Origin of the sequence: Halomonas terrestris (genome assembly GCF_049166755.1) — a bacterium.
In the GTDB taxonomy this organism is placed as follows: domain Bacteria; phylum Pseudomonadota; class Gammaproteobacteria; order Pseudomonadales; family Halomonadaceae; genus Halomonas.
The window spans coordinates 210,126-232,673 of the sequence record NZ_JBMHFZ010000001.1; the positions used below are offsets into that span (position 1 = coordinate 210,126).

The window sequence follows — 22,548 nt, forward strand, 5'->3', positions numbered from 1 at the left end:
CGCGGCGCGCTGCAGGGGCTGTTCATCCCCTGCCGCGAGGCTATCCCAACACTTTTCTCAGGTTTTCCTGCATGGACGACTTGAAGGCTTCATCGTTGGCCAGCAGCTTGTACAGCTCAAGGTCGGCGCGACGACGCTTCAGCATGACCTCCTCGAAGATCTTCTCGAATGCCAGCACGCGGTTATGGGAGTCCTGATTGTTCTTGTACTTCTCCTTGAAGTCCGGGTGAGCCTCGATGCTCCTGGCGATGCTGAGGAACTTGACGCGCTGCTCCTCCGGCGTGGCTTCCCAGCCCTGGAACCATCGCTCGTTGAAGGTGCGGATGATCTCGTCCAGCGGGTCGGAGTCGGCCCCACCGTCATGGGCGCCGCGTGGGTTCGGGTTGGTGGGGTCGAGCTCCGTCGGTGTCTCGTCCAGGCCGATTCGCTGACCAAGCTTGACCCGTTCCAGGCCATAGGATGACAGGTCGACCGATTCCAGCAGCGCATCGATCTGGTCGGCTTCCCTGTCCCGGACGATAAGCTTGGGAATCAGAAACTTGAGAAACCAGAACAGCTTTTCCCAATCGATCACCTCATAGGGCATGATCGAGGCCATCTGGCTGTAGATCTTGACGAACTGCTTGGCCTTGATCTTGAAGTCCGCCTTGTGCGGGTCGTCGAGTTCCAGTTCGTTGTTGAAACGGTCGGCCGCCGCATCGATCAGCGGGCTCAGCTCCTGGGCGTCGGCATTGCCGAAGTAGTGCTCGATGAAGCTTTCCACCTCGTGCCATTCATAGACACCGATCTCGTCCAGGGCCTCCTTGAGCTCATGCAGCACGTTGACGTCGGTCGGCTCCGACAGGCTGGTGGCCGTATAGAAATCATCGAAGGCCTTCTTGATATCGTCGGTGGTGTTGAAGAAGTCCAGAACGAAGAGATCCTCGGTCTTCTTGCCGAGCTTCGGTGCGGCGCGGTTGAGACGGGAAAGCGTCTGGACCGCGAGGACGTCCTGGAGTTTCTTGTCCACGTACATGGCCGTCAGCTTCGGCTGGTCGAAGCCGGTCAGGTACTTGTTGGCCACCACCAGCAGCCGGTATTCGTCGCTGTCGAATGCCTCCCTGGTCTCGGCCTCGGGGAAGCCGTTGATGTCGGCCTCGGTGTAGTCGATGCCATCCACCGGCTTGGTTCCCGAGAAGGCCACCAGCGCCTTGAAGGGGGCGCCACGGTCTTCCAGCAGGCGTGTGATGGCCTGGTGGTAGCGGATGGCGGCCTCGATGTTCTGGGTGACCACCATCCCCTTGGCCTTGCCCTTCAGCTTCTTGTGATTGACCACCTGCTGGATGAAGTGGTCCAGCATGATCTCCGCCTTGGCACGGATGGTCTGGGGGTGCCGCTCCACGTAGGCGCGCAGCTTCTTCTGGGCCCTGGCCGTATCGAACAGGGGGTTCTCCTCGATGGACTTCTGGATCTCGTAGTAGCTGCGGTAGGTGGTGTAGTTGGCCAGCACGTCGAGGATGAAGCCCTCCTCGATGGCCTGTTTCATCGAGTAGAGGTGGAAGGGCTTGAACTCGCCGTCTGGCGTGGCCTGGCCAAACTTCTCCAGCGTGCTGCGCTTGGGGGTGGCGGTGAAGGCGAAGTAGGAGGCGTTGCCGCGCATCCGGCGGGCGCGCATGGCCTGGAGCACCTTGTCCTGCACGTCCTCCTCGGACTCCGCGTCGCCACCCATGGCCCGGTTCATCTTGCCGTGAGCATCGCCATCCTGAGAGCCGTGTGCCTCATCGATGATGACGGCGAAGCGCTTGTCGCTCAGGTCATCGATGCCGTCGATGATGTAGGGGAACTTCTGGATGGTGGTGATGATGATCTTCTTGCCCTGCTCCAGGGCCTGCTTCAGGTCGGCCGAGCGCTGCGCCGGCGCAACGATGTTCTTGACCTCCGAGAACTCCCGGATGTTGTCGCGCAGCTGCCGGTCGAGCAGGCGCCTGTCGGTGACCACGATGACCGAGTCGAAAAGCGGCGTTTCCAGCCCGCGGGCACCGCGCACGTCCTCGGCGCTTGGGTAGGTCTCGATCAGCTGGTAGGCCGCCCAAGTGATGGAGTTGGACTTGCCCGAGCCGGCTGAGTGCTGCACCAGATAGGTCTGGCCGACGCCATGCTCGCTGACATGGGCCACGAGGCGGCGCACGACATCCAACTGGTGATAGCGGGGGAAGAACAGCGTCCGCCTGGTCAACGGCATACGGCTGCTGCCATCCAGGCGCATGAAGTGCTGGATGATGTTGGCCACGCTCTCGCGGGTGAAGACCTCCTGCCACAGGTAGGCGCTGCGATGGCCATGCGGGTTGCGCGGATTGCCGGCACCGTGGTTCTCGCTGCCTTGGTTGAAAGGGAGGAAATCGGTCCTCGGTCCCGCCAGCCGCGTGGTCATGTAGACCTCGTCGGTATCCACGGTCATATGCACCAGGCAGCGCCCGAACCGCAGCAGCGGCTGGCTGGGGTCGCGGTCCTGTCGATACTGCTTCTGGCCGTGATAGCGCGCCGTCTGCCCCGTCCAGGGGTTCTTCAGCTCCAGGGTGGCGAAGGGCAGGCCGTTGATGAACAGCACCATGTCGATCTCTTCGAGGCTGTTGGCCAGCGAATAGCGCACCTGGCGGGTGCAGCTGAACCGGTTGGCCGCGAAGCGCTCCTTGACGCTGGCCGAACTGCTGGCCAGCGGTGCGGGATACAACAGGGTGAAGTGGGCGTCATCGAGGCTCAGCCCCTTCTTGAGCAGGTGCAGCAGTCCATGCTTGCCGACCAGCCGGTCGTAGCGCTCCAGCAGCTTGCGCTCCCAGTCCGGATGGCGCTGCCTGAGCTTGTCCAACTCCCTGGCCTGGGTGGCTTCGAGGAAGTGCCACAGCTGGTGGGTATCGACGGCGTAGTGTGGGTTGAAGTGCTCGGGGCGGCCGGGGTGGTAGCCATGCGCCGGGCTGAAGGGGCGCTCGGCCGGGCTCTCGCCCAGCGCGATGTTGTCCTCGCGGCTGCTGCCCGTCAGGGCGCGCTCGATGCTCGCTTCCAGTGCCTGCTCGTTTGTCTGGCTGACCATGACCTCTCCTGCGTGTGTCCTGGCATCCCTGTGCCCTGTCAAATGACGAATTTTTTATAATTCATTGTTATTAATAGACTTTCCTGTGCTCCACTGCTTCTGCCAGGGTAGCCCATCAAGTGGCCGTCAAATGAAGCTTTCCTGCCCCTCTTTGCCTTCGAGCCGCAGCCATTCTTTAGCTTGTAGGGCCGAGGGAATGTCTAGAAATGTCTAGCGAGTGGCGGTTAGACATTTGTCGATCACCGCATAACCATTTGTAAAATATAACTTATTTTCAAAGCTGCCCTCAGCTTCCGGCTCGCTTCGCGTCTGCATTCGTCTAACTCTGTGGGGTAGTAGTCTCTCTGGCATGGAGAGAAAGCGCAGCACTATTAAATGAGAACGTCCCAGGCCCAGTAGGGAACGTAGCGGTAGGCCTTGCGCTTCCGTGGAGTCGGACGCCGCTGGCAACAGCGCAATGACTACTCCTCATCGCCGGGTAATTTACCGGACTGTCTTTCAAGCCGTTTTTGTTCACTTTTTACTCGGCGCTCCAACTTCTTGATGTCTTCCTCGGGCGGCAGGTTTTCCGGCTGGATACCACGCTGACCCAGCATATCGCGGACGCTTACATTGTTCTGTTCATGCTCCTGGGTAATCGACATTTCGCCTTGCAGGTTTTCCTGCATGACATTGTGGTTGGTCATCTCTGTGGCCAGGTTCTTGGCCGCGATGGTCAGTGTGGGCAGAAAGTCGGCGAGTGGGCGGCTCTTGGTGATGCCGTAGCGCTGCTTCATCAGCTGGGTGGTGTTACCGCCGAATAGGGCGGCATCTCCCCGTGAGCGGATACGCCCAAAGCCCTTGTCATCCACGCCCCGTTCGTAGATGTTCTGCGACAGGCCCTTTTCGGATTCACGTAGACGCTCCCGGGCATCCATCCGGGCAATCAGCCGCATGCGGTCTTCAATCAGCTCTTGCTTACGGGTCTGAACGGCGAAATAGCTCTGGGCAAAGGCAATGGGCTCCTTGCGAGGGTCGCCGTTCTGAGCAATCAGGTAGCAGGCATAGCGGGTGAGCATGAAGTCATCCACTGGTCGCTCAGAGCCACTGCCCAGAGGGACCATTTTCGTGACGCCACGAAAATGGTCTTCAGGGCTATAACCTGTTGATTCGCAGGACTCTATGGCCCGGCGGATGGCGGTCTGGAAATTTTCCCATCGCGCATAACCCAGCGGCTTCATCAGGTCGCGGGCAAACCAGAACTCGATATCTTCTTCAGGAACGGTGTGGCTCAGGTCGTCAAACTGGCTTCGCATTCTATTTATATCCATGAGTTCTCCTTAGGTCCATCCATGGAAAGGGCGGGGGCGGGATCCTCCACGCCTGGCACCCGGATCTTGCCGGTGACGGCGCTATCGATCAGGGTGGCGCGGTACTCCTTGAGGCGCTCGATCTGGCCTTGGAAGAGGGAAATAGCCCTGTCGATTCGGGTCGATTCCTGGTCGATATGTTGAACGATGCGATCCTGTTCATAGAGCGGAGGAACGAGGGAGAGCATTTGCTTGAACTCTTGCCAGTAGAGTCGCTTGCGAAAATCGGTAATGCCCTTGGAGTGGCGGTCCATCTGGTGGATGAAGAGCGGTGTCCTGTACAGGTACTCGAAGTATTTTGGCCGAATCCTGGAATCCGGAGTAGCCACTGTGTAGGCCGGGCTTACCATGCCTGTCGTCGTTACGGCACCGATGGCACCCTGCCAGGCGCGCATCATGTTATAGACGATATCACCGGGCTGAACGAGGCTGTACTTGGTTTGATCCTCGATCTTGACTCGTCCTCTCAGGTTATCGTCTTCGCTTAGCTCGCCGGTGGATACGCCGGAACGAATGGATACGGTGAGAAGCGGCAAGCCTTCGTTGCCAGGCTCGACACGTTCAGTAAAGAGGGTGCGATTATGGTTGATTCTCCAGTGCTGCGGGACCTCTCCAATCCACTCAATGCCAGAATCGCGCATGGGCGCATTCGGTTCCAGGCCGCGAGTAACGGCATTCTGGATCAGAATCTGCTTGCGCTCCTTGAGTAAGTCGATCTGCTGTTTTTTTATGTTGACTGCTTTTTCGATCCCTGTGGTTTTTTCATCAAGGAATCTAGCTATATTAAACTGCTCATGAATCGGGGGTAGCGATAATTGAAAGTTGGAAATAAAGCTGTAGGGAACGCGCTTCTGACCGGCGGATCCGGTCATAAGCGCCTCGCCTTGCTTCATAAATAAGCTTGACTTAGTCAAGAAATATAAAAATCTTGATGAGGTACTTCTTCCAGGCCTCAATACATGAAATTCTGTAGAGCCGAAACCAATCTGGGATGGCATCTTGTCGAGGCAGGCACCTTTTCCATTTTCAAAGCAAGGAGTGATCTTGGCGATTATGACATCGCTCCGCTCAAAGTTTGTCAGTCCTGTGCTGATATCCTTTATTTTTTTTTGAAGTGAGTAGGACGGCTCATCAAGAACCGAAACATGCTCCATTGGCAAGAAACAAGCATGCTCATCAGGGCTGAAGTTTGAAAGTGAAAGAACTGGGTTGATCAAGGCAATGTCTTTCAGTCTGCAGGTATGCCATTGATGTGAAATTGGGAGGCTGGCTCTTTGGTAAAAGGAAGTTTTATTATTCATTCTCCACACCCGATAATTCTTCAACACCAATACCCAGAATATCGGCAATCAGCCCTTCCGCCTGTTGCTCCAGTGCCACGATATCGCAGGCGACCTCCTCCATGCTGCGCAGCGGCTGGTGCTTGTAGAAATACTTGTTGAAGCTGATCTCATAGCCGATCTTCACCGATGCCATATTGATCCAGGCTTCCGGCACGTGGGGCCTGACCTCGTTCAGGAAGAAACCGTGGATGCTCTGGTCGAGAGGAATGCTCTCGCTGTCGCGTAGCTCCGCGCTCGCTTCAAAGATGACATATTCGCCAGGCTTGCCGGTCGGGGTGTAGCCGAAGTCGGGCAGATCCTCCTCCCGGCAGCCCAGAAACGCGAGGCGCTGGGCGAGCACTTCGCCGGTCAGCTTCACGGTCTGCTTGATGACCTTCTCGGCGTCCTCGCTGTACCAGCTAATGGCGTTGAGGATGGCGCTCTTGTCGCTGGCGGAGAGCTTGATGCCCTCCCGCCTGGTCAGCGCCTTCAGCTCCTTCTCCACCAGCGACTTGAAGCGGTTGTAGTCGTTGAACTCCTCGGTGCCGATGGCCGCCATCAGCCCTTGGGCGGCGCTGACCAGGGTCAGGTGCTTGTGCCAGGTGGCCTCATCCAGCAGCTTCCTGCGCTGCTTGGCGTTGAGGCCCAGCTCCTGCTCCTCGCACCAGGAAAGCATTGCCTTTTCGTGCTCCTTGAGGGTGCCGGGCTCGTAGAGGGTGTCTCCCCATTGTGCGTAGGCCCATGCCATGGGCTCGCGCAGGGCCTTATCGAAGCGCAGGGTCTCGATGCGCTCGGCGCTGAAGCCTGCCCTGCGTCGATCGGGGCGTTCGATGGTGACCTTGTGGTAGCCGAAGTCACGGTTGTCGAAGACCTGGGCGGCGATGCCGTCGCCTCCCGCCGGGCGGTCGATGCTTTCCAGTGCCTGATAGCACCGGGTGATCTCGCCGATATGCTCGGGAGAGAACTCGCAGTTCTTGTTGCCGAGGTTTCGGCGCAGCTTGCGGTAGAGCAGGCTGGCGTCGATGAGCTGGACCTTGCCGCGGCGCCCTTCGGCCTTGCGATTGCTGAGCAGCCAGATGTAGGTGGTGATACCGGTGTTGTAGAACAGGTTGTTGGGCAGCTGGATGATGGCCTCCAGCAGGTCGTTCTCGATGATGTAGCGGCGAATGTTGCTCTCGCCGCTGCCGGCGTCGCCGGTGAACAGGCTGGAGCCGTTGTGCACCGAGGCGATGCGTGAGCCCGGGCTGGTCTCGCCGGCCTTCATCTTGCTGATCATCTCCATCAGGAACAGCAGCTGGCCGTCGCTTGAGCGGGGCGTGGCGTCGAGGATTTCGCGATTGCCCCAGTAGTCGGCCAACTCGACCTTGAAGCGGGGGTCGATGACTTCCTTGCCGTCCTTGATGAACTTCTGCTCGCTGGCCCAGCTCTTGCCATAGGGCGGGTTGGAGAGCATGAAATCGAAGCGGTCGCCGGCGAACTCGTCGGTGGAGAGGGTAGAGCCGGAGCGGATGTTGGCCGGGTCGTTGCCCTTGATCATCATGTCGGACTTGCAGATGGCGTAGGTCTCGTCGTTGATCTCCTTGCCGTAGAGATAGACGTCGCCACCGGCGCGGATGTCGCCTTCCTCGTCCTTGATGAAATTCTGGGATTCGGTGAGCATGCCGCCGCTGCCGCAGGCCGGGTCGTAGATGGTCATCACCGGTGGCAGGCAGTCCTTGACGGGATCGAAGACCAGGTGGGTCATCAGCTCGATCACCTCGCGGGGAGTGAAGTGTTCCCCGGCTTCCTCGTTGTTCTCCTCGTTGAACTTGCGGATCAGCTCCTCGAAGACGTAGCCCATGCCGAGGTTGGAGAGTGCCGGCAGGCGGTTGCCGTCCGGGTCCTCGGCGTCTTCGTGGGTCAGGTTGATATAGGGCGAGGTGAACTTCTCCAGCACATCCAGCAGCACGTCCTTGCTGGCCATGTGCCGGATCTGACGACGCAGGTCGAACTTGTCGATGATCTCCTTGACGTTGGGGCTGTAGCCCTCGAGGTACTCCTCGACGTTGGCCAGGAGGATCTGCTGGTTGTTGGTGGCCGTCCTGTAGAGCTGGCTCAGGGTCCACTTGCTGGTGTTGTAGAACACATGGCCGGAGGCATCGCGGAGCCCCGTCTCGTCCGGCTCCGCCAACTGCAATTCGTCGCGCTGGAGCGCGACCTCTTCCAGTACCTGGGACTTGGAGGCTTCCAGCAGGGCATCGAGGCGGCGCAGTACCACCATCGGCAGGATCACGTCACGATACTTGCCACGCACGTAGACATCGCGGAGGCAGTCGTCGGCGATCGACCAGATGAAGGCAACCAGCTTGTTGTGGGCGGCGTGATTCATGGTGCGGGGACCTTCCTATCCCTGGTTTATTCGATGTTCTGGATCTGCTCGCGCATCTGCTCGATCAGCACCTTGAGCTCGACCGCGCAGCGCGTGGTGCTGGCGACCACCGCCTTGGAGGAGAGGGTGTTGGCCTCGCGGTTGAGCTCCTGCATCAGGAAGTCGAGGCGCCGCCCCACGGGGCCCTTCTGGCCGAGCTGGCGTTCCACCTCGGTGACATGGGTGGCCAGGCGGTCGAGTTCCTCGTCGACGTCGGCCTTCTGGGCGAGCAGTACCAGCTCGGCCTCGAGCCGCTGGGGATCGAGGTCGGCCTTGACCGCCTCGAGGCGCTCGAGCAGCTGGGCGCGCTGGCGCGCGAGGATCTCCGGCATCAGCCGGCGCACCTCGGCCACCTGGGCGTTGACGGCGGCAAGCCGCTCATGGATCAGCACCGCCAGCTTGTCGCCCTCCCGGGCGCGGCCGGCGACCAGGTCGTCCAGGGCGGCATGAAACAGTGCCGTGGCCTCGGCCTTGACGGTCTCGAGGTCCGGACCGCGGGCGTCGAGCACGCCGGGGTGGTCGAGCAGCGCCAGGGCATCGGGCATGGGGGCATCGCTGACCACGCCGCGCACCTCGGCCAGGGCCACGGCCAGGGCCTCGAGGCGTTCGCGGCTGACGGCCAGGGTGGCTGCACCGCTGGCCGGCTCGAAGCGCAGGGTGCACTCCACCTTGCCGCGGGCCAGGCGCACGCGCAGTGACTCGCGGAACACCGGCTCCAGGTCGCGCAGGCTCTCCGGCAGGCGGAAGTGAGGATCGAGGTAACGCTGGTTCACCGAGCGCAGCTCGAGCTGCAGGCTGCCCCACTCGGCTTCCCGGCCCAGGCGGGCGAAGGCGGTCATGCTGTGAGCCATGGGAACTCCTGATGCGTCGCGTCGGTGGGGCCCCAGTGTAACCGATTAAGCGTGTAGAATGGCGGCCCCAGGCCGACACCGGCCATGATGTTCATACGAAAGACGAGAGGTTCTATGCGCCCCAGTGGACGACAGCCCGACCAGCCCCGCGAGATCCGCCTGACCCGCGACTACACCCGCCACGCCGAGGGGTCGGTACTGGTGGAGTTCGGTGACACCCGCGTGCTGTGCAACGCCAGTGTCGAGGCCGGGGTGCCGCGCTGGCTGCGTGGCAAGGGCCAGGGCTGGGTGACCGCCGAGTACGGCATGCTGCCCCGTGCCACCCATACTCGTGGCGGGCGCGAGGCGGCCCGTGGCAAGCAGGGAGGGCGCACCCTGGAGATCCAGCGGCTGATCGGTCGCTCGCTGCGGGCGGCGGTGAACCTCAAGAAGCTCGGCGAATTCACCATCACCGTGGATTGCGACGTCATCCAGGCCGATGGCGGCACCCGCACCGCCTCGATCACCGGCGGCTGCGTGGCGCTGATCGATGCCATCCGCTACCTGCAGCGCGAGAAGAAGATCAAGGGGGACCCCTTCAAGCAGCTGGTCAGCTCCGTCTCGGTGGGCATCTTCAAGGGCGTGCCGGTGGTGGACCTGGACTACCCCGAGGACAGCGGCGCCGACACCGACATGAACGTGGTGATGGCCGAGAGCGGTGGCATGATCGAGGTGCAGGGGACCGCCGAGGCCGGCACCTTCTCCCGTGCAGAGCTCGACGCCATGCTCGACCTGGCCGAGAAGGCAGGGGCCGAGCTGTTCGATCACCAGCGCGAGGCGCTGGGGATTCGTCGCTGACGCGGCGTTGGCCGACGGATCCGCCCTGAGCCGCGGCATAACGCATTGCGCCGGCCATCATGGCCGGCGCAATGCGTTCCGGCCGGAGCCGGGACGGCGACGTAGGGGGCGCGATCAGAGCGTCAGGTCGTATTCGACGATCAGCGGGGCGAACTCGGAGAAGGTGGCGTCGTGATCGATCCAGGCATCGACCACGTGGCGGCGGAAGTTGGCGCCCACCACCTGATAGTCGATGCGCCAGCCTTCCTGGCGTGAACGCGGCTGGTCCTGGTCGAGTGCCGGCCACCAGGTGTACTCGCCGGCGTCACGGTTGATCTCGCGGAAGGCGTCGATGAAACCGGTGGGGCCGAAGACCTGGTCCATCCAGGCGCGCTCCTCGGGCTTGAAGCCGGGCGTGGTCTGGTTGTCGGCCCAGTTCTCCAGGTCGATGGTCTTGTGGGCGATGTGCCAGGTGCCGCAGATGATGTACTCGCGGCGCTTGCGGGCCATCTTGCTCAGGTACTCCTGGTACTGGGCCATGAAGGCCTGCTTGGCGGCGGGGTCGCTGCCGTCGGGCATCAGGAAGCTGGCGATGCTGAAGCGGTCGTAGTCGGCCTGCAGGAAGCGACCCTCGTGGTCGCACTGCGGGAAGCCCAGGCCGTACATGATGGCCTTGGGAATCTTGCGGCAGTAGAGTCCGACACCGGAGAAGCCGTCCTGCTCGGCGTCGAGGAAGTAGCCCTCGTAGCCTTCCGGGTAGAGGATGCTGTCGTCCAGCTCGAAGCTCTTGGCCTTGAGGTTCTGCACGCAGACGACATCGGCATCCTGGTTGGCCAGCCAGTCGAGGAAACCCCGACCGACCGCCTCCCGGATGCCGTTGACATTGATGGTGGCGATTTTCATACATGGTCCCTTTTGCGTCGCGCGTGTATGATACCCGACGTTTCGACGTTTGGGTAAATGGCCTTTGCCCATGAACATGATAGAGAGCCACGAGGTGGAGAGTTCCGGCGTGCCCAGGCAGCAGAACAGCGAGTTGCAAGCCTACCAGCGAGAGTTCATCGAGTTCGCCATCGAGCAGGGGGTGCTGCGCTTCGGCGAGTTCACCCTGAAGTCGGGTCGGGTCAGCCCCTACTTCTTCAATGCGGGGCTGTTCCGCACCGGCCGTGCCCTGGCCAGGCTGGGACGATTCTACGCGCGGGCCATCGCCGACAGCGGCCTGGCGATCGACGTGCTCTTCGGGCCCGCCTACAAGGGCATTCCCCTGGCCGCCACCACCGCCGTGGCCCTGGCCGACCATCATGACCGCGACCTGCCCTACGCCTTCAACCGCAAGGAAGCCAAGGCCCATGGCGAGGGTGGCAGCATCGTCGGCGCCGAACTGGCCGGTGATATCCTGATCATCGACGACGTGATCACCGCCGGCACCGCCATCCGCGAGGTGATGGGGCTGATCGAGGCCGCCGGCGCCCGGGCCGCCGGGGTGGTAATCGCCCTGGACCGCCAGGAGCGCGGCAACGGCACGCGGAGCGCCATCCAGGAGGTCGAGGCCAATTACGGCATGCCGGTGATCAGTATCGTGACGCTGGACATGGTACTGGCCTATCTTGAACAGCATGCAGGCGATGAGCTCCGGGGTCATGCGGCGGCCATTCGCGACTATCGCGAGCGCTACGGCGTGCAGGCCGCCTGATACCGATGCACACGGTCATGCCCCAGGGCAGACAAGGAGAGTGACATGCGACTGACCATCATTGCCCTCGCCGGGGCGTTGCTGCTGGGTTCCGCGACCCTGGCCCAGGCCCAGTCGAGCAGCCTGGATCTGAACCTCAGCCAGGACGCCGTGCAGTTCGAGGCCGCCGGCGAGCTCACCCACGGCATCGTCCTGGGCGGTGGCGTGATCGACAGCGACTACCGTCATGACGCCACGGCCTTCCATGCCCAGTTGCTCGGCGTGGAGCGCACCAACGACTACGACATCGGCGTGGGTGCGCGCTGGACCCAGTTCGACACCGACCACGGCAAGGGCGGCGGCCTGGGCCTCGGCGGCTACGGCTATGCCTATGTTCCGGCCATGCCGGCGCTGTCGCTGGGCGGCTATGGCTTCTACACGCCGGGCGCGGTCAGCACCCGTGACCTGGACGACGGCTACGAACTGGGCGTGCGGGCGCGTTATGCCTTCACCCCCACCGTCGACGGCTATGTCGGTTACCGGGCCCTGCGCGCCGACTTCGACGACGACCGCGGCGGCTCGCGCACCCTGGACAGCGGCCCGTTGGTGGGTGTTCGCCTCACCTTCTGAGCGGTATCCGTGCCGTCAGCGTCGGGCCCCGGATGGGGCCCGACTGCGTTGAGGGCCGCCCGCAGGAGACCCATGCTCGATATCGTCCTCTACCAGCCGGAGATCGCCCCCAACACCGGCAACCTGATCCGCCTGTGTGCCAACACCGGCTTCCGCCTGCACCTGATCGAGCCACTGGGCTTCGAGCTCGACGACAAGCGGCTGCGCCGCGCCGGGCTCGACTACCACGAGTGGGCACGGGTGAGGGTGCATGTCGACTGGGCCGCCTTCCTGGCTGCCGTGGCCCCCGAGCGCGTGTTTGCCGTATCGACCCGCGGGCGGACCGGCTATCATGAGCCGGCCTATCGTGAGGGCGATGCCCTGGTGTTCGGCCCCGAGACCCGCGGGCTGCCCCAGGCGATGCTGGATGCCCTGCCCGAGGCGCGGTGCCTGCGCATCCCCATGCGGCCCGAGAGCCGCAGCCTGAACCTCTCCAACGCCTGCGCGGTGATCGTCTTCGAGGCCTGGCGTCAGCTGGAGTTCGTGGGGTCGGGTCCCGTGAAGGCGGGCACCCGGAAGGAGTGAGCGATGTCGATCAAGCAGCGCCTGGCCAAGTTGAACCCCCGCCAGCAGGAGGCGGTGCGCTACATCGATGGCCCCTGCCTGGTGCTGGCCGGGGCCGGCTCCGGCAAGACCAGCGTGATCACCACCAAGATCGCCTACCTGGTGCAGGAGTGTGGCATGAGCGCGCGGCGCATCGCCGCCGTCACCTTCACCAACAAGGCCGCCCGGGAGATGAAGGAGCGGGTGGGGTCGATGCTCAAGGGACGCGAGGGGCACGGCCTGACCGTCTCCACCTTCCATACCCTGGGGCTCAACATCATCCGCGGCGAGCTCAAGGCGCTGGGCTACAAGCCCGGCTTCTCGCTGTTCGATCCCGAGGATGCCAAGGCACTACTGCGCGACCTGATGAACAAGGACGCCCAGGTCGATGCCGACCAGATCAATCGGGTCCAGCACCAGATATCCCAGTGGAAGAACGACCTGATCCTGCCCGGTCAGGCGCTCTCCCACGCCGCGGACGACGACGAGCAGTATGCGGCGCGAGTCTTCGAGGCCTATGGTCGTCACCTCAAGGCCTACAATGCCGTCGACTTCGACGACCTCATCCTGCTGCCGGTGGTGCTGCTGCGCGACGATCCGGAGGCGCTCGCTCGCTGGCGGCGCAAGATCCACTACATGCTGGTGGACGAGTACCAGGACACCAACGTCAGCCAGTACCAGCTGGTCCAGCTGCTGATGGGCGAGCGCAAGACCTTCACCGTGGTGGGCGACGACGACCAGTCGATCTATGCCTGGCGCGGAGCCCGGCCCGAGAACCTGGTCACCCTGGGCGAGGACTTCCCGCGCCTCAATGTCATCAAGCTGGAGCAGAACTACCGCTCCACCGGCACCATCCTGCGTGCCGCCAACACCCTGATCGCCAACAACCCCCACGTCTACGAGAAGACCCTGTGGTCGGAGATGGGCCAGGGTGCGGCGATCCGCGTGGTGGTCAACCGCCACGAGGAGGCCGAGGCCGAGCGGGTGGCCAGCGAGATCCTCACCCGGCGCATCAAGGAGCGCGCCGAGTGGCGCGACTTCGCGGTGCTCTACCGCGGCAACTTCCAGGCCCGGCTGCTGGAGCTCAAGCTGCAGCACTACCAGATCCCCTACAAGCTCTCCGGCGGCACCTCCTTCTTCTCGCGCAACGAGATCAAGGACGCCATGGCCTACCTGCGGCTGCTGATCAACCCGGCCGACGACAACGCCTTCCTGCGCATCGTCAACGTGCCACGTCGCGAGATCGGCCCCGGCACCCTGGAGAAGCTGGCCAACTATGCCAACGACCAGGCCACCGGGCGCGGCATCTCGCTGTTCGCCGCCTGTCACGAGCTGGGCCTGGAGCAGGTGCTGCCCACGAGGGCCGTGGAGCGCCTGGGGCGCTTCACCCACTTCATCGACGGGGTGCGCCGGCGCATGGACCAGGGCGATGCCATCGCCGCCATCCGCGACATGCTGCGCGAGATGGACTACGAGGCGTGGCTCTACCAGAACGCCAGTGCCCCGACCATCGCCGAGCGGCGCATGGCCAACGTCTGGACGCTGATCGACCAGCTCGAGAAGTCGATGCAGGCTGACCCCGAGGAGAACACCGCCAGCGAGGAGACCGAGACCGACAGCGTGGAGGCGGCCATCTCGCGCCTGGTGCTGCGTGACATCCTCGAGCAGCAGGCCGAGGAGGACGATTCCGACCGGGTGCAGCTGCTCACCATGCACGCCTCCAAGGGGCTGGAGTTCCCCCACGTCTACCTGATGGGGCTGGAGGAGGAGCTGCTGCCCCACCGCAACGCCATCGAGGCCGGCACCGTGGAGGAGGAGCGTCGCCTGGCCTATGTGGGGATCACCCGCGCCCGGCAGACCCTGACCCTGACCCTGGCGCGTCAGCGCAAGGCCTACGGCGAACTGATGGACTGCGCGCCGAGCCGCTTCCTCGACGAGCTGCCGACGAGTGACCTGGAGTGGGAAGGCCGCGCCGACAAGGAAGACCCCGAGAAGAAGCAGGCGCGGGGGCAGGACGCCATCGCCGGGCTGCGCTCCTTGTTGGGATGATCCCGGCTGCGGGCTGCGGGCTGCGGGCTGCGGGCTGCGGGCTGCGGGCTGCGGGCTGCGGTGATGGCGTTGCGTGAGAGTGGCTTGCGGCGCGATAGCGACCGACCGTCAGAGGAGGCGCGAAACAACGCAAGCGGGGCGCCCGAAGGCGCCCCGCTCGCTTCCCCGTGGCCGGAAGCTTACTGCACCGGCTCGACCAGGTAGTCGACGGAGGCCTTCACCTCGTCATCGGAGAGGTTGGGGTTGCCGCCCTTGGCCGGCATGGCGTTGAAGCCGTTGATGGAGTGGTCGTAGAGGGTCTCCATGCCCTGCTCGAGGCGTGCGGCCCAGGCATCGGCATCGCCGCGGATCGGCGCGCCGGCGGCACCGGTCTCGTGGCAGGCCATGCAGACGCGGTTGTAGATCTCGCCACCATCGATGCCGGCATGAGCGGGCTCGTCGGTGGCCGCGGCATCGTCCGCTGCCTCGGCGACTTCCTGCTCGTCGGCAGCGGCTTCCTCGGCGGCGGCTTCTTCCACCGGGGCGTCATCGGCACCCACCTCCGGCACGTCCATCACCGGCTCCAGCAGGTAGGCGGTGACGACCTCCATCTCCTCGTCGCTGAGATTCGGGTTGCCGCCGCGGGCCGGCATGGCACCGATACCGTTGATGGAGTGATCCAGCAGGGTGTCGAAGCCCTGATCGACGCGTTCGGCCCAGGCATCGGCATCGCCGCGTACCGGGGCACCGGCGGCGCCGGTCTCGTGACAGGCCATGCAGACGCTGTTGTAGATGGCTGCACCGTCGATGCCGCCCGCGGCTGCGTCGCCGTTGCCGGTATCGGCGGCAGCGGTAGCCGCGGTGCCGCAGTCCTCGCCCTGCAGGCACAGCTGCCCCACCGGCTTGAGACGCTCGGCGATGGCGTCACGGTCTACCTCGGCCTGGGCGGAGGACATGCCTGCGGTCAGGCCCAGGGCAGCCAGGCTCCCCATGATCAGCTTGCTGGATTTCACTCTCACCACCTCTTGACGGTCCTGTAATCGAATCTGCCCGTGGCGACGTCGCGAACGGCATCACGACAGCCGAGGGACGCCCTGACGCGCACAATGGGCGTCAGTATACCGGCAACGCATTCGGCTGGAAAATGCCGTGACCAACGTCTTTGGCAGCATGCCCATGGCCTGCCGGGACTCTCGCTGGACAGGAGCGGGGCAGCCGGGTAGGATGTGGACCGCCCGATGACGCCGTGTCACGGGCAAACAAGCGCCCGTAGCTCAGCTGGATAGAGTATCGGCCTCCGAAGCCGAGGGTCGCAGGTTCAAATCCTGCCGGGCGCGCCAAGAATTCAAGGACTTACGGTGATGCCGTAGGTCCTTTTTTGGCTCTTCGTCGTTGAGTGTGGAATTCGCCCCCTGAGCTGAGCCAGGATATGACCTCCACGACGACAGGAGGCATGACATGGACGGCACCCAGATTCTGACCCTCGGCCTGGGCCTGGAAGCGCCCTGGATCCTCAAGGACCAGCACCTGGATACCTCCGTGTCTCCCCACCGGTTGGACCTCTATGTCGAGACCGAGCGTGGCAGCCTCTACCCCTGTCCGGAGTGCGGCAAGGCCTGCCCGGCGCACGACTTCGCCGATAAGACGTGGCGGCACCTGAATTTCTTCCAGCATCACTGCTACCTGCATGCTCGCGTGCCTCGCACCAAGTGCCCTGAACATGGCGTAAAACGCATCGAGGTGCCCTGGGCGCGGCCGGGCAGCGACTTCACCCTGTTGTTCGAGCAAGCCGCCATGTCGCTGGTCAAGGAGATGCCGGTACTAGCCGTCTCCCGGCAGCTGGAGATCTCCGACAAACGACTGTGGCGCATCGTGCATCACTACGTGGGCCGTATGCTGGGGGAGTTGGACCTGAGCAACGTGGCCACCGTCGGCGTCGATGAAACCGCGTCCCGACGCGGCCATCGCTACGTCACGGTGTTCCTCGATATGCAGCGCAAGCAGGAGCCGGTGATCTTCGCCGTCCCCGGCCACGGCAAGGACGCCGTCAAGGCCTTCAGCACCTTCCTGGCGGCGCATGGCGGCGACACCGACAACGTGGTCGAGGTCGTGTGCGACATGTCACAAGCCTTCCTCAGCGGCGTGGCCGAGCATCTTCCCAAGGCCGACGTCACGGTCGACTGGTTCCATATCGTTCAGACCTTCACCAAGAGGCTGGACGAGGTGCGCAAGAAGGAGCGCCGGGAGCAGGGGCACCCCAAGTCGCTGCGCTGGGCCCTGCTGAAGAGCCTGGACAACGAGAACCTGACGCCCAAGCAGCTGGCGGCGCTCCAGGAACTGGTGGCCGACCAGAGCGCCACGTCAGATGCCTGGGTGATCAAGGAGAAGCTGCGCTGGATCCAGAAGGCCCCGACGCCGCGGGCGGCTCGGTGGCGCATCACGAACTACCTCAAGGTCATGAAGGCGGCGGTCTCCGAGAAGCCTCTCCTGAAGCCGATGGGGAAGGCCCTGGCGACGCTGGAGCGCCATGCCGACGCGGTGGTCAGGCGCTGGATCTCGGGACTGACCAACGCACGACTGGAAGGCATGAACGGCCTGTTCCAGGCGGCTCGGTCACGCGCACGCGGCTACCGGAACGAGGCCAACTTCATCGCCATGATCTACCTGATTGGCAGCCCGGTGGGCCGCCTGTTCGATCAGACCAAATCCACGTGAAGTGACGAAGAACCATTAAAAAACCCCTCAGCAGCTTCACCGCAGAGCGGATCCACCGATCGGGGCCGTGTTGAGGCATATTATAGAGGGCGCCGAGGGCTACCGCAAAAAGAGATATATAGCCCCTAAGCATAAGGAAACGGTTATGGCCATCGAACAGGTCATCTGGAAGCTGACGGGCAGCGCCGGCGAGCCGCCGCGCAAGCTGCGCCCCGCGGGGCTTGCCGACGAGGGGCTGCTGGAAGAGCAGATCATGCAGGATGTCGCGATCCTCAACCGCGACTGGCTGCTGATCGGACGCCAGGTGCGCACCGCCTTTGACAAGCTGGTCGACCTGCTGGCCATCGACTATGCCTCCTGGGTGGTCACCCTCGCCGACTACCAGCTGATCGATAAGCAGGGAGGGACCGGCGCGGGCCCTCCTGCCTCTACCGTGCGATCCAAAGTGCTGCGGTTATTCTATGAATCCAGGCTTCACAACTCCGTCCCGACCCTTGGCTGAGCCGACACGGTAGGTGGATGGTGGCAGCGCTGCCACCTCGGGGGTGGGTCAAAAGCGTTGGCCGGTACTGGGTCAATTTACTTGGCCATTAACACCGGGTGCTGGCTGACATCGAGCGCTGAAGAGCGGCATCGAGATTGCACCGGTCTACCACCGGCGACCGGAACGCATCCGCGCTCATGCCCTGATCTGCTTCCTCGCCTTAGTGCTTTACCGGGTGCTCGGATGCGGCTGAAGGCGAGCCATCATCCGCTGTCGCCGACGCGGGCCCTGGAGATTGCCCGCAAGATCCAGTTCCACCAGGTCCTGCTTCACCGTCGCGAGACGGCGAGCGGCCTGACCAAACTGAAGCCTGAACAACGCGACATCTTCGAGGCGATTGGCCTGCCGGCACCTACCGCATCCCGCTTGTAGTGCCAATTTTGAAAATGCGTTTCAAGGATAATCAGTAGTTTACGCTTTTAACTGTCGAACTCGGTCGCTCCAAGCCGAGGGTCGCAGGTTCAAGTCCTGCCGGGCGCGCCACGAAGTCAAGGGCCTGCGACATCGTCGCAGGCCCTTGTTCGACTTCATCGGTTATTACTTCGCCGTCGGCATCACGAACTCGGCGCCCTTGGCGATACTCTCGGGCCAGCGCTGCATGATCGACTTCTGCTTGGTGTAGAAGCGCACGCCCTCTTCGCCGTAGGCATGCATGTCACCGAACAAGCTCTTCTTCCAGCCGCCGAAGCCGTGCCAGGCCATGGGTACCGGGATCGGCACGTTGATGCCGACCATGCCCACCTCGATGCGGCGGCCGAACTCGCGGGCGACGTTGCCGTCGCGGGTATAGCAGGCAACGCCGTTGCCGAACTCGTGGGCGTTGATCAGTTCCACCGCCTCGGCGAAATCCTTCACCCGCACGCAGGCCAGTACCGGTCCGAAGATCTCCTCCTTGTAGATGCGCATCTCCGGGGTGACGTGATCGAACAGCGTGCCGCCGATCCAGAAGCCGCCCTCGTGGCCGGGCACCGTGAAGGGGTTGCCGTCGGCGTCGACGCGGCCGTCAACCACCAGCTCGGCGCCGCTCTGCGCGCCATCCTCGATGTAGCCCTGGATCCGCTCCAGCGCCTGACGGGTGACGATGGGCCCCATCTCGGCGTCGAGCTCCATGCCGTTCTTGATCTTGAGCTGCTTCGTCCGCTCAGCCAGCTTGGGCATGATCTTGTCGGCGACGTCACCCACCAGCACCGCCACCGAGATGGCCATGCAGCGTTCACCGGCGGAGCCGTAGGCAGCGCCGATCAGGCCGTCGACCGCCTGGTCGATGTCGGCGTCGGGCATCACCACCATGTGGTTCTTCGCGCCGCCCAACGCCTGCACGCGCTTACCCTGCTCGGCGCCGCGCCGGTAGATGTAGTGCGCGATCGGAGTGGAGCCGACGAAGCTCGCCGCCTTCACGTCCGGATGGTCGATCAGCGCGTCCACGGCGACCTTGTCACCCTGGACGACGTTGAAGACGCCGTCGGGGAGCCCGGCCTGCTTGAACAGCTCGGCCATGTACAGCGCAGCGGAGGGGTCGCGCTCGCTGGGCTTGAGCACGAAGGTGTTGCCGCAGGCGATGGCCACGGGGAACATCCAGCAGGGCACCATCACCGGAAAGTTGAACGGGGTGATGCCGGCGACCACGCCCAGGGGCTGGCGCAGCGTCCAGTTATCGATACCGGTGGAGACCTGGTCGGTGAAGTCGGTCTTGAGCAGCTGCGGGATGCCCAGGGCGAACTCCACGATATCGATACCGCGGGTCACCTCGCCCTGGGCGTCGGTGAACACCTTGCCGTGCTCGCGGGAGATGATCTCGGCCAACTGGTCACGGTGCTGGTTGAGCAGGGCCAGGAAGCTGTTGAGGATGCGGCTGCGGCGAATCGGCGGAAGCTGTGCCCAGGCCGGCAGAGCGGCCTTGGCGCTGGCGACCGCGGCCTCGACGTCCTGCATGCTGCCCAGTGCCACCTTGCGGCTTACCTCGCCGGTGGCGGGGTTGAACACGTCCTGGGTGCGCTCACCGGTGCTCGACGCCGTGCGGCCGTCGATCCAATGCTGAGCGACGTCACTCTGTACGATCTGCGAGGGGGAGTTGGAAACGCCCATGAATTCGACTCCGTTTGCGTGAAAACGGCTTCCAGCCTAGGCGGCGAGAGGTGGCTTTACAATCGCTAATACCTAACTACACTGTTCATCAATTTGAACAATCCTTCATGCGCCGCGAACGAGACCTGCCATGTCCGCCCAACAGATTTCCCCCGTGCTCGCCGACCTGCATCTGCTGACCGTGCTGGGCCAGGCGCGCAGCTTCACCGGGGCGGCGCGCCGGCTCGGGGTCTCCAAGGCCTCGGTAAGCACCCGCATCGCCAACCTCGAGCGTGCCGTCGGCGTGCCGCTGGTGCGCCGGACCACTCGCTCGGTGGTGCTCACCGACGCGGGGCAGCAACTGGTGGAGGACATTGAGCCCTCCTTCGTCCGCATCGAGCAGAGCCTCACCAGCGTCAAGGATCTGGCCGGCAACCCGCGCGGCCTGTTGCGGGTGAGCGCCCCGGTGGCGCTTGGGCGCCAGCGTATCGCCCCGATGCTGCCGGCCTTCCTGCAGCGCTACCCGGAGATTCGGCTGGAGCTCGATCTCTCCGACCGCTTCGTCAACCTCCCGCAGGAGGGCTTCGATCTGGCCATCCGCCACGCCCAGTCCGCGCCGGAGACCCACGTGGCGTGGGTCCTGCGGGAGTCGCGCTCGCTGCTGGTCGCCAGCCACGATTACCTGGAGCGCCACGGCGTGCCCCGGCACCCGGCGGATCTGAGCCGCCACGAGTGCCTGATGTATCTGCGTGACGGCAGCACCCAGAGCTGGGGCTTCGAGCGCGAAGCCGGCCGCAAGCGCGGCGAGCGGGTCGGTGTGCCGGTCGGCGGGCGCTTCAAGGCCAACAACAGCGAGGTGCTGCGGGAGGCGGTGCTGGGTGGGCTGGGCATCGGCCTGTTGCCGGACTTCACCGCCGTGGATGAGCTCCGCCCCGGGCGGCTGGCGCAGGTGCTGCCGGACTGGAGGCCGGTGGGCTTCTTCGGCGAGCGGCTGTTCGCGATCCGGCCGTGGACGCGGCAGGTGCCGCGGGCGGTGCAGTGCCTCGTCGATCACTTGCACCAGGGCTTCGCGTCCATAGCGTAGCCCTCCCGGGTAGAGGCATCGCACCGCGATGATCCCGCTGGCCGACTGCCTCCCGCATGACAGTCCATCCTCAGCCCTCAGCCCGGGCCGTTTCGGAATCTTCCGAGACGGCCCGCTTGAATTTATCGACCGATTAACAGATCATCCGATCAATGCCACGACAAGAGGCGCCCGCCTGGCTGGAGCGCCCCGGAGGAGCGAGGAGAGGATCTCTCGGTAATTCACAGCATTGCCAGATCAGTCGAGCCGCCGGGAGGCCGCCGGGGCATACTCGCACCTCCCTTGCCGAGGCAGAAGGTACCGTCCAGCGCGACGGTCGTCTGCAACTGGAGGATATAACAATGAAACTATTCAAGGCCGGCCTTGCCGGTGCGCTTGCCCTGGGTGTGGGACTCGCAAGCACCAACGCCGCTGCGGCAGAACGCATCACCGTCAACATCGGTTCCAGCCACCCGGTTCAGAACATCTGGGTGTGGGCGATGAAGAACGTTTTCCAGCCCGAGGTGGACCGCATCCTGGAAGAGCAGGGCGGCGACTATGAAATCCGCTGGCGCGAGAACTACGGCGGCACCCTGTACAAGTTCTCCGAGACCCGCAAGGCGGTGAAGGACGGCATCGTCGACGTCGGCATGATCGGCACCGTGTGGGAGGAATCCGACCTGCCGCTGCAGAACGTCACCTACTACACCCCGTTCGCCACCGACGACCACAAGCTGATCATCCAGATCTTCGACGACCTCAGCCAGGAGCTGCCGGAACTGCGCGACAGCTGGCACAGGGAGAACCTGGTGCACCTGTCGACGCTGGTGACCGACAGCTACGACATCTACGGCACCAGCCAGATCGAGGCGCTGGACGACATCCAGAACATGCGCCTGAACGCCCCCGGCACCTCCGCCAACTGGCTCAAGGGTACCGGCGCCATCCCCGTCGATGGCGGCCTGACCACCTACTACACCAACATCCAGACCGGCGTCACCGAGGGGACCCTGTCCTTCGCCAGCGGCATCGGCCCGGCCCGGGTGCAGGAGGTTGCACCGGAACTGACCCGCGTCGGCTTCGGTTCCATGGCCTTCGGTGCCGTGGCCGTCAACAAGCGCTTCTTCGACGGTCTGCCGGAGGACGTCCAGGCCGCGTTCCGCGAGGCCGGCGGGATCATGTCCGAGCGTCACGGCGAGCACGTCGCCAGGACCGCCGAGGAGTGGCTGGCCAAGATGCAGGAAGAGGGTCTGGTGATCCATGAGCTGCCGGCCACCGAGAAGCAGCGCTGGGTGGACGGCCTGCCGAACCTGGTCGGCCCGTGGCTGGAGGCCAATGGCGAGGATGCCGAGGTGGTCCTGAAGGCCTACTTCGACAAGCTGCGCGAGAATGGCGTCGAGCCGTTCCGCGCCTGGGACGCCGCCGTCCGCTAAGCTGG

17 protein-coding genes, 1 tRNA gene and 1 pseudogene are annotated in these 22,548 nt (G+C 63.8%); 11 read left to right on the forward strand and 8 right to left on the reverse strand.

Annotation, left to right across the window (positions count from 1 at the left end):
- Nucleotides 1–40: 40 nt before the first annotated feature.
- The 5 genes from ACOMD9_RS01015 to ACOMD9_RS01035 all read right to left on the reverse strand — a co-directional run bounded on the left by ACOMD9_RS01015 (nucleotide 41) and on the right by ACOMD9_RS01035 (nucleotide 8,996).
- A complete protein-coding gene (locus ACOMD9_RS01015) occupies nucleotides 41–3,067 on the reverse strand; it encodes a type I restriction endonuclease subunit R (protein WP_421411636.1) in 3,027 nt (1,008 codons plus the stop codon).
- A 461-nt stretch (nucleotides 3,068–3,528) separates the two neighbouring features.
- The gene (dinD, locus tag ACOMD9_RS01020) at nucleotides 3,529–4,362 is read right to left on the reverse strand and encodes a DNA damage-inducible protein D (protein WP_421411638.1); all 834 of its coding nucleotides are present in this window, start codon (nucleotides 4,360–4,362) and stop codon (nucleotides 3,529–3,531) included.
- A 5-nt stretch (nucleotides 4,363–4,367) separates the two neighbouring features.
- Nucleotides 4,368–5,717 carry a restriction endonuclease subunit S gene (locus ACOMD9_RS01025; protein WP_421411640.1) on the reverse strand — a complete coding sequence of 450 codons (1,350 nt, stop codon included), beginning with the start codon at nucleotides 5,715–5,717 and terminating at the stop codon, nucleotides 4,368–4,370.
- Nucleotides 5,710–8,106 carry a type I restriction-modification system subunit M gene (locus ACOMD9_RS01030; protein ID WP_421411642.1) on the reverse strand — a complete coding sequence of 799 codons (2,397 nt, stop codon included), beginning with the start codon at nucleotides 8,104–8,106 and terminating at the stop codon, nucleotides 5,710–5,712. The genes ACOMD9_RS01025 and ACOMD9_RS01030 overlap by 8 nt, the downstream gene beginning before the upstream one ends.
- Before the next feature lie 26 nt (nucleotides 8,107–8,132).
- Nucleotides 8,133–8,996 (reverse strand): YicC/YloC family endoribonuclease, encoded by an 864-nt coding sequence (locus ACOMD9_RS01035; protein ID WP_421411644.1) that lies wholly within the window; start codon nucleotides 8,994–8,996, stop codon nucleotides 8,133–8,135.
- A 114-nt stretch (nucleotides 8,997–9,110) separates the two neighbouring features.
- Here ACOMD9_RS01035 and rph point away from each other — a divergent pair, with 114 nt between their 5' ends.
- Nucleotides 9,111–9,833 carry a ribonuclease PH gene (gene rph, locus ACOMD9_RS01040; protein WP_421411645.1) on the forward strand — a complete coding sequence of 241 codons (723 nt, stop codon included), beginning with the start codon at nucleotides 9,111–9,113 and terminating at the stop codon, nucleotides 9,831–9,833.
- Between the two features lie 114 nt (nucleotides 9,834–9,947).
- Here rph and ACOMD9_RS01045 read toward each other — a convergent pair whose 3' ends face one another.
- Complete coding sequence (locus ACOMD9_RS01045) at nucleotides 9,948–10,715, reverse strand: exodeoxyribonuclease III (RefSeq protein WP_421411647.1); 768 nt, start codon at nucleotides 10,713–10,715, stop codon at nucleotides 9,948–9,950.
- 76 nt (nucleotides 10,716–10,791) lie between these two features.
- Between ACOMD9_RS01045 and pyrE the strand changes: the two genes are divergently transcribed.
- From pyrE to rep, 4 genes are all read left to right on the forward strand, one after another.
- The gene (gene pyrE / locus ACOMD9_RS01050) at nucleotides 10,792–11,505 is read left to right on the forward strand and encodes an orotate phosphoribosyltransferase (RefSeq protein ID WP_421411934.1); all 714 of its coding nucleotides are present in this window, start codon (nucleotides 10,792–10,794) and stop codon (nucleotides 11,503–11,505) included.
- Between the two features lie 45 nt (nucleotides 11,506–11,550).
- On the forward strand, nucleotides 11,551–12,114 hold the full coding sequence (locus tag ACOMD9_RS01055) for a YfaZ family outer membrane protein (protein WP_421411649.1): 564 nt from the start codon (nucleotides 11,551–11,553) through the stop codon (nucleotides 12,112–12,114).
- A 72-nt stretch (nucleotides 12,115–12,186) separates the two neighbouring features.
- Complete coding sequence (gene trmL / locus ACOMD9_RS01060; protein WP_421411651.1) at nucleotides 12,187–12,678, forward strand: tRNA (uridine(34)/cytosine(34)/5-carboxymethylaminomethyluridine(34)-2'-O)-methyltransferase TrmL; 492 nt, start codon at nucleotides 12,187–12,189, stop codon at nucleotides 12,676–12,678.
- A 3-nt stretch (nucleotides 12,679–12,681) separates the two neighbouring features.
- Nucleotides 12,682–14,745, forward strand: a complete 2,064-nt coding sequence (gene rep, locus ACOMD9_RS01065) for a DNA helicase Rep (protein WP_421411653.1) — start codon at nucleotides 12,682–12,684, stop codon at nucleotides 14,743–14,745.
- Nucleotides 14,746–14,924: 179 nt separating this feature from the next.
- Here the strand turns inward: rep and ACOMD9_RS01070 are convergent, their stop codons facing one another.
- The gene (locus tag ACOMD9_RS01070; RefSeq protein ID WP_421411654.1) at nucleotides 14,925–15,737 is read right to left on the reverse strand and encodes a c-type cytochrome; all 813 of its coding nucleotides are present in this window, start codon (nucleotides 15,735–15,737) and stop codon (nucleotides 14,925–14,927) included.
- Between the two features lie 250 nt (nucleotides 15,738–15,987).
- Here ACOMD9_RS01070 and ACOMD9_RS01075 point away from each other — a divergent pair.
- The 4 genes and pseudogenes from ACOMD9_RS01075 to ACOMD9_RS01090 all read left to right on the forward strand — a co-directional run.
- Nucleotides 15,988–16,064, forward strand: a tRNA-Arg gene (locus ACOMD9_RS01075).
- Nucleotides 16,065–16,182: 118 nt separating this feature from the next.
- On the forward strand, nucleotides 16,183–17,439 hold the full coding sequence (locus ACOMD9_RS01080; RefSeq protein ID WP_421411655.1) for an ISL3 family transposase: 1,257 nt from the start codon (nucleotides 16,183–16,185) through the stop codon (nucleotides 17,437–17,439).
- Between the two features lie 145 nt (nucleotides 17,440–17,584).
- Entirely contained in the window at nucleotides 17,585–17,941 is a 357-nt protein-coding gene (locus ACOMD9_RS01085) for a hypothetical protein (RefSeq protein ID WP_421411657.1), read from the forward strand.
- A 112-nt stretch (nucleotides 17,942–18,053) separates the two neighbouring features.
- A pseudogene (locus ACOMD9_RS01090) lies at nucleotides 18,054–18,355 on the forward strand (IS1634 family transposase); the annotation flags it as partial.
- 165 nt (nucleotides 18,356–18,520) lie between these two features.
- On the opposite strand, the gene ACOMD9_RS01095 reads toward ACOMD9_RS01090, so the two are convergent.
- Nucleotides 18,521–20,068, reverse strand: a complete 1,548-nt coding sequence (locus ACOMD9_RS01095; RefSeq protein ID WP_421411659.1) for a CoA-acylating methylmalonate-semialdehyde dehydrogenase — start codon at nucleotides 20,066–20,068, stop codon at nucleotides 18,521–18,523.
- A 130-nt stretch (nucleotides 20,069–20,198) separates the two neighbouring features.
- Here ACOMD9_RS01095 and ACOMD9_RS01100 point away from each other — a divergent pair, with 130 nt between their 5' ends.
- Nucleotides 20,199–21,131: a LysR family transcriptional regulator gene (locus tag ACOMD9_RS01100; protein WP_421411661.1), complete on the forward strand. Its 933-nt coding sequence runs from the start codon at nucleotides 20,199–20,201 to the stop codon at nucleotides 21,129–21,131.
- Between the two features lie 341 nt (nucleotides 21,132–21,472).
- Nucleotides 21,473–22,543 carry a C4-dicarboxylate TRAP transporter substrate-binding protein gene (locus tag ACOMD9_RS01105; RefSeq protein ID WP_421411663.1) on the forward strand — a complete coding sequence of 357 codons (1,071 nt, stop codon included), beginning with the start codon at nucleotides 21,473–21,475 and terminating at the stop codon, nucleotides 22,541–22,543.
- Nucleotides 22,544–22,548 lie beyond the last annotated feature (5 nt).

Excerpts from the sequence above, each read along its gene's own strand:
- ACOMD9_RS01015 (WP_421411636.1), bottom strand. The coding sequence starts at position 3,067 with ATGGTCAGCCAGACAAACGAGCAGGCACTGGAAGCGAGCATCGAGCGC.
- dinD (WP_421411638.1), bottom strand. The coding sequence starts at position 4,362 with ATGCGAAGCCAGTTTGACGACCTGAGCCACACCGTTCCTGAAGAAGAT.
- ACOMD9_RS01025 (WP_421411640.1), bottom strand. The coding sequence starts at position 5,717 with ATGAATAATAAAACTTCCTTTTACCAAAGAGCCAGCCTCCCAATTTCA.
- ACOMD9_RS01030 (WP_421411642.1), bottom strand. The coding sequence starts at position 8,106 with ATGAATCACGCCGCCCACAACAAGCTGGTTGCCTTCATCTGGTCGATC.
- ACOMD9_RS01035 (WP_421411644.1), bottom strand. The coding sequence starts at position 8,996 with ATGGCTCACAGCATGACCGCCTTCGCCCGCCTGGGCCGGGAAGCCGAG.
- rph (WP_421411645.1), top strand. The coding sequence starts at position 9,111 with ATGCGCCCCAGTGGACGACAGCCCGACCAGCCCCGCGAGATCCGCCTG.
- ACOMD9_RS01045 (WP_421411647.1), bottom strand. The coding sequence starts at position 10,715 with ATGAAAATCGCCACCATCAATGTCAACGGCATCCGGGAGGCGGTCGGT.
- pyrE (WP_421411934.1), top strand. The coding sequence starts at position 10,792 with ATGATAGAGAGCCACGAGGTGGAGAGTTCCGGCGTGCCCAGGCAGCAG.
- ACOMD9_RS01055 (WP_421411649.1), top strand. The coding sequence starts at position 11,551 with ATGCGACTGACCATCATTGCCCTCGCCGGGGCGTTGCTGCTGGGTTCC.
- trmL (WP_421411651.1), top strand. The coding sequence starts at position 12,187 with ATGCTCGATATCGTCCTCTACCAGCCGGAGATCGCCCCCAACACCGGC.
- rep (WP_421411653.1), top strand. The coding sequence starts at position 12,682 with ATGTCGATCAAGCAGCGCCTGGCCAAGTTGAACCCCCGCCAGCAGGAG.
- ACOMD9_RS01080 (WP_421411655.1), top strand. The coding sequence starts at position 16,183 with ATGGACGGCACCCAGATTCTGACCCTCGGCCTGGGCCTGGAAGCGCCC.
- ACOMD9_RS01085 (WP_421411657.1), top strand. The coding sequence starts at position 17,585 with ATGGCCATCGAACAGGTCATCTGGAAGCTGACGGGCAGCGCCGGCGAG.
- ACOMD9_RS01095 (WP_421411659.1), bottom strand. The coding sequence starts at position 20,068 with ATGGGCGTTTCCAACTCCCCCTCGCAGATCGTACAGAGTGACGTCGCT.
- ACOMD9_RS01100 (WP_421411661.1), top strand. The coding sequence starts at position 20,199 with ATGTCCGCCCAACAGATTTCCCCCGTGCTCGCCGACCTGCATCTGCTG.
- ACOMD9_RS01105 (WP_421411663.1), top strand. The coding sequence starts at position 21,473 with ATGAAACTATTCAAGGCCGGCCTTGCCGGTGCGCTTGCCCTGGGTGTG.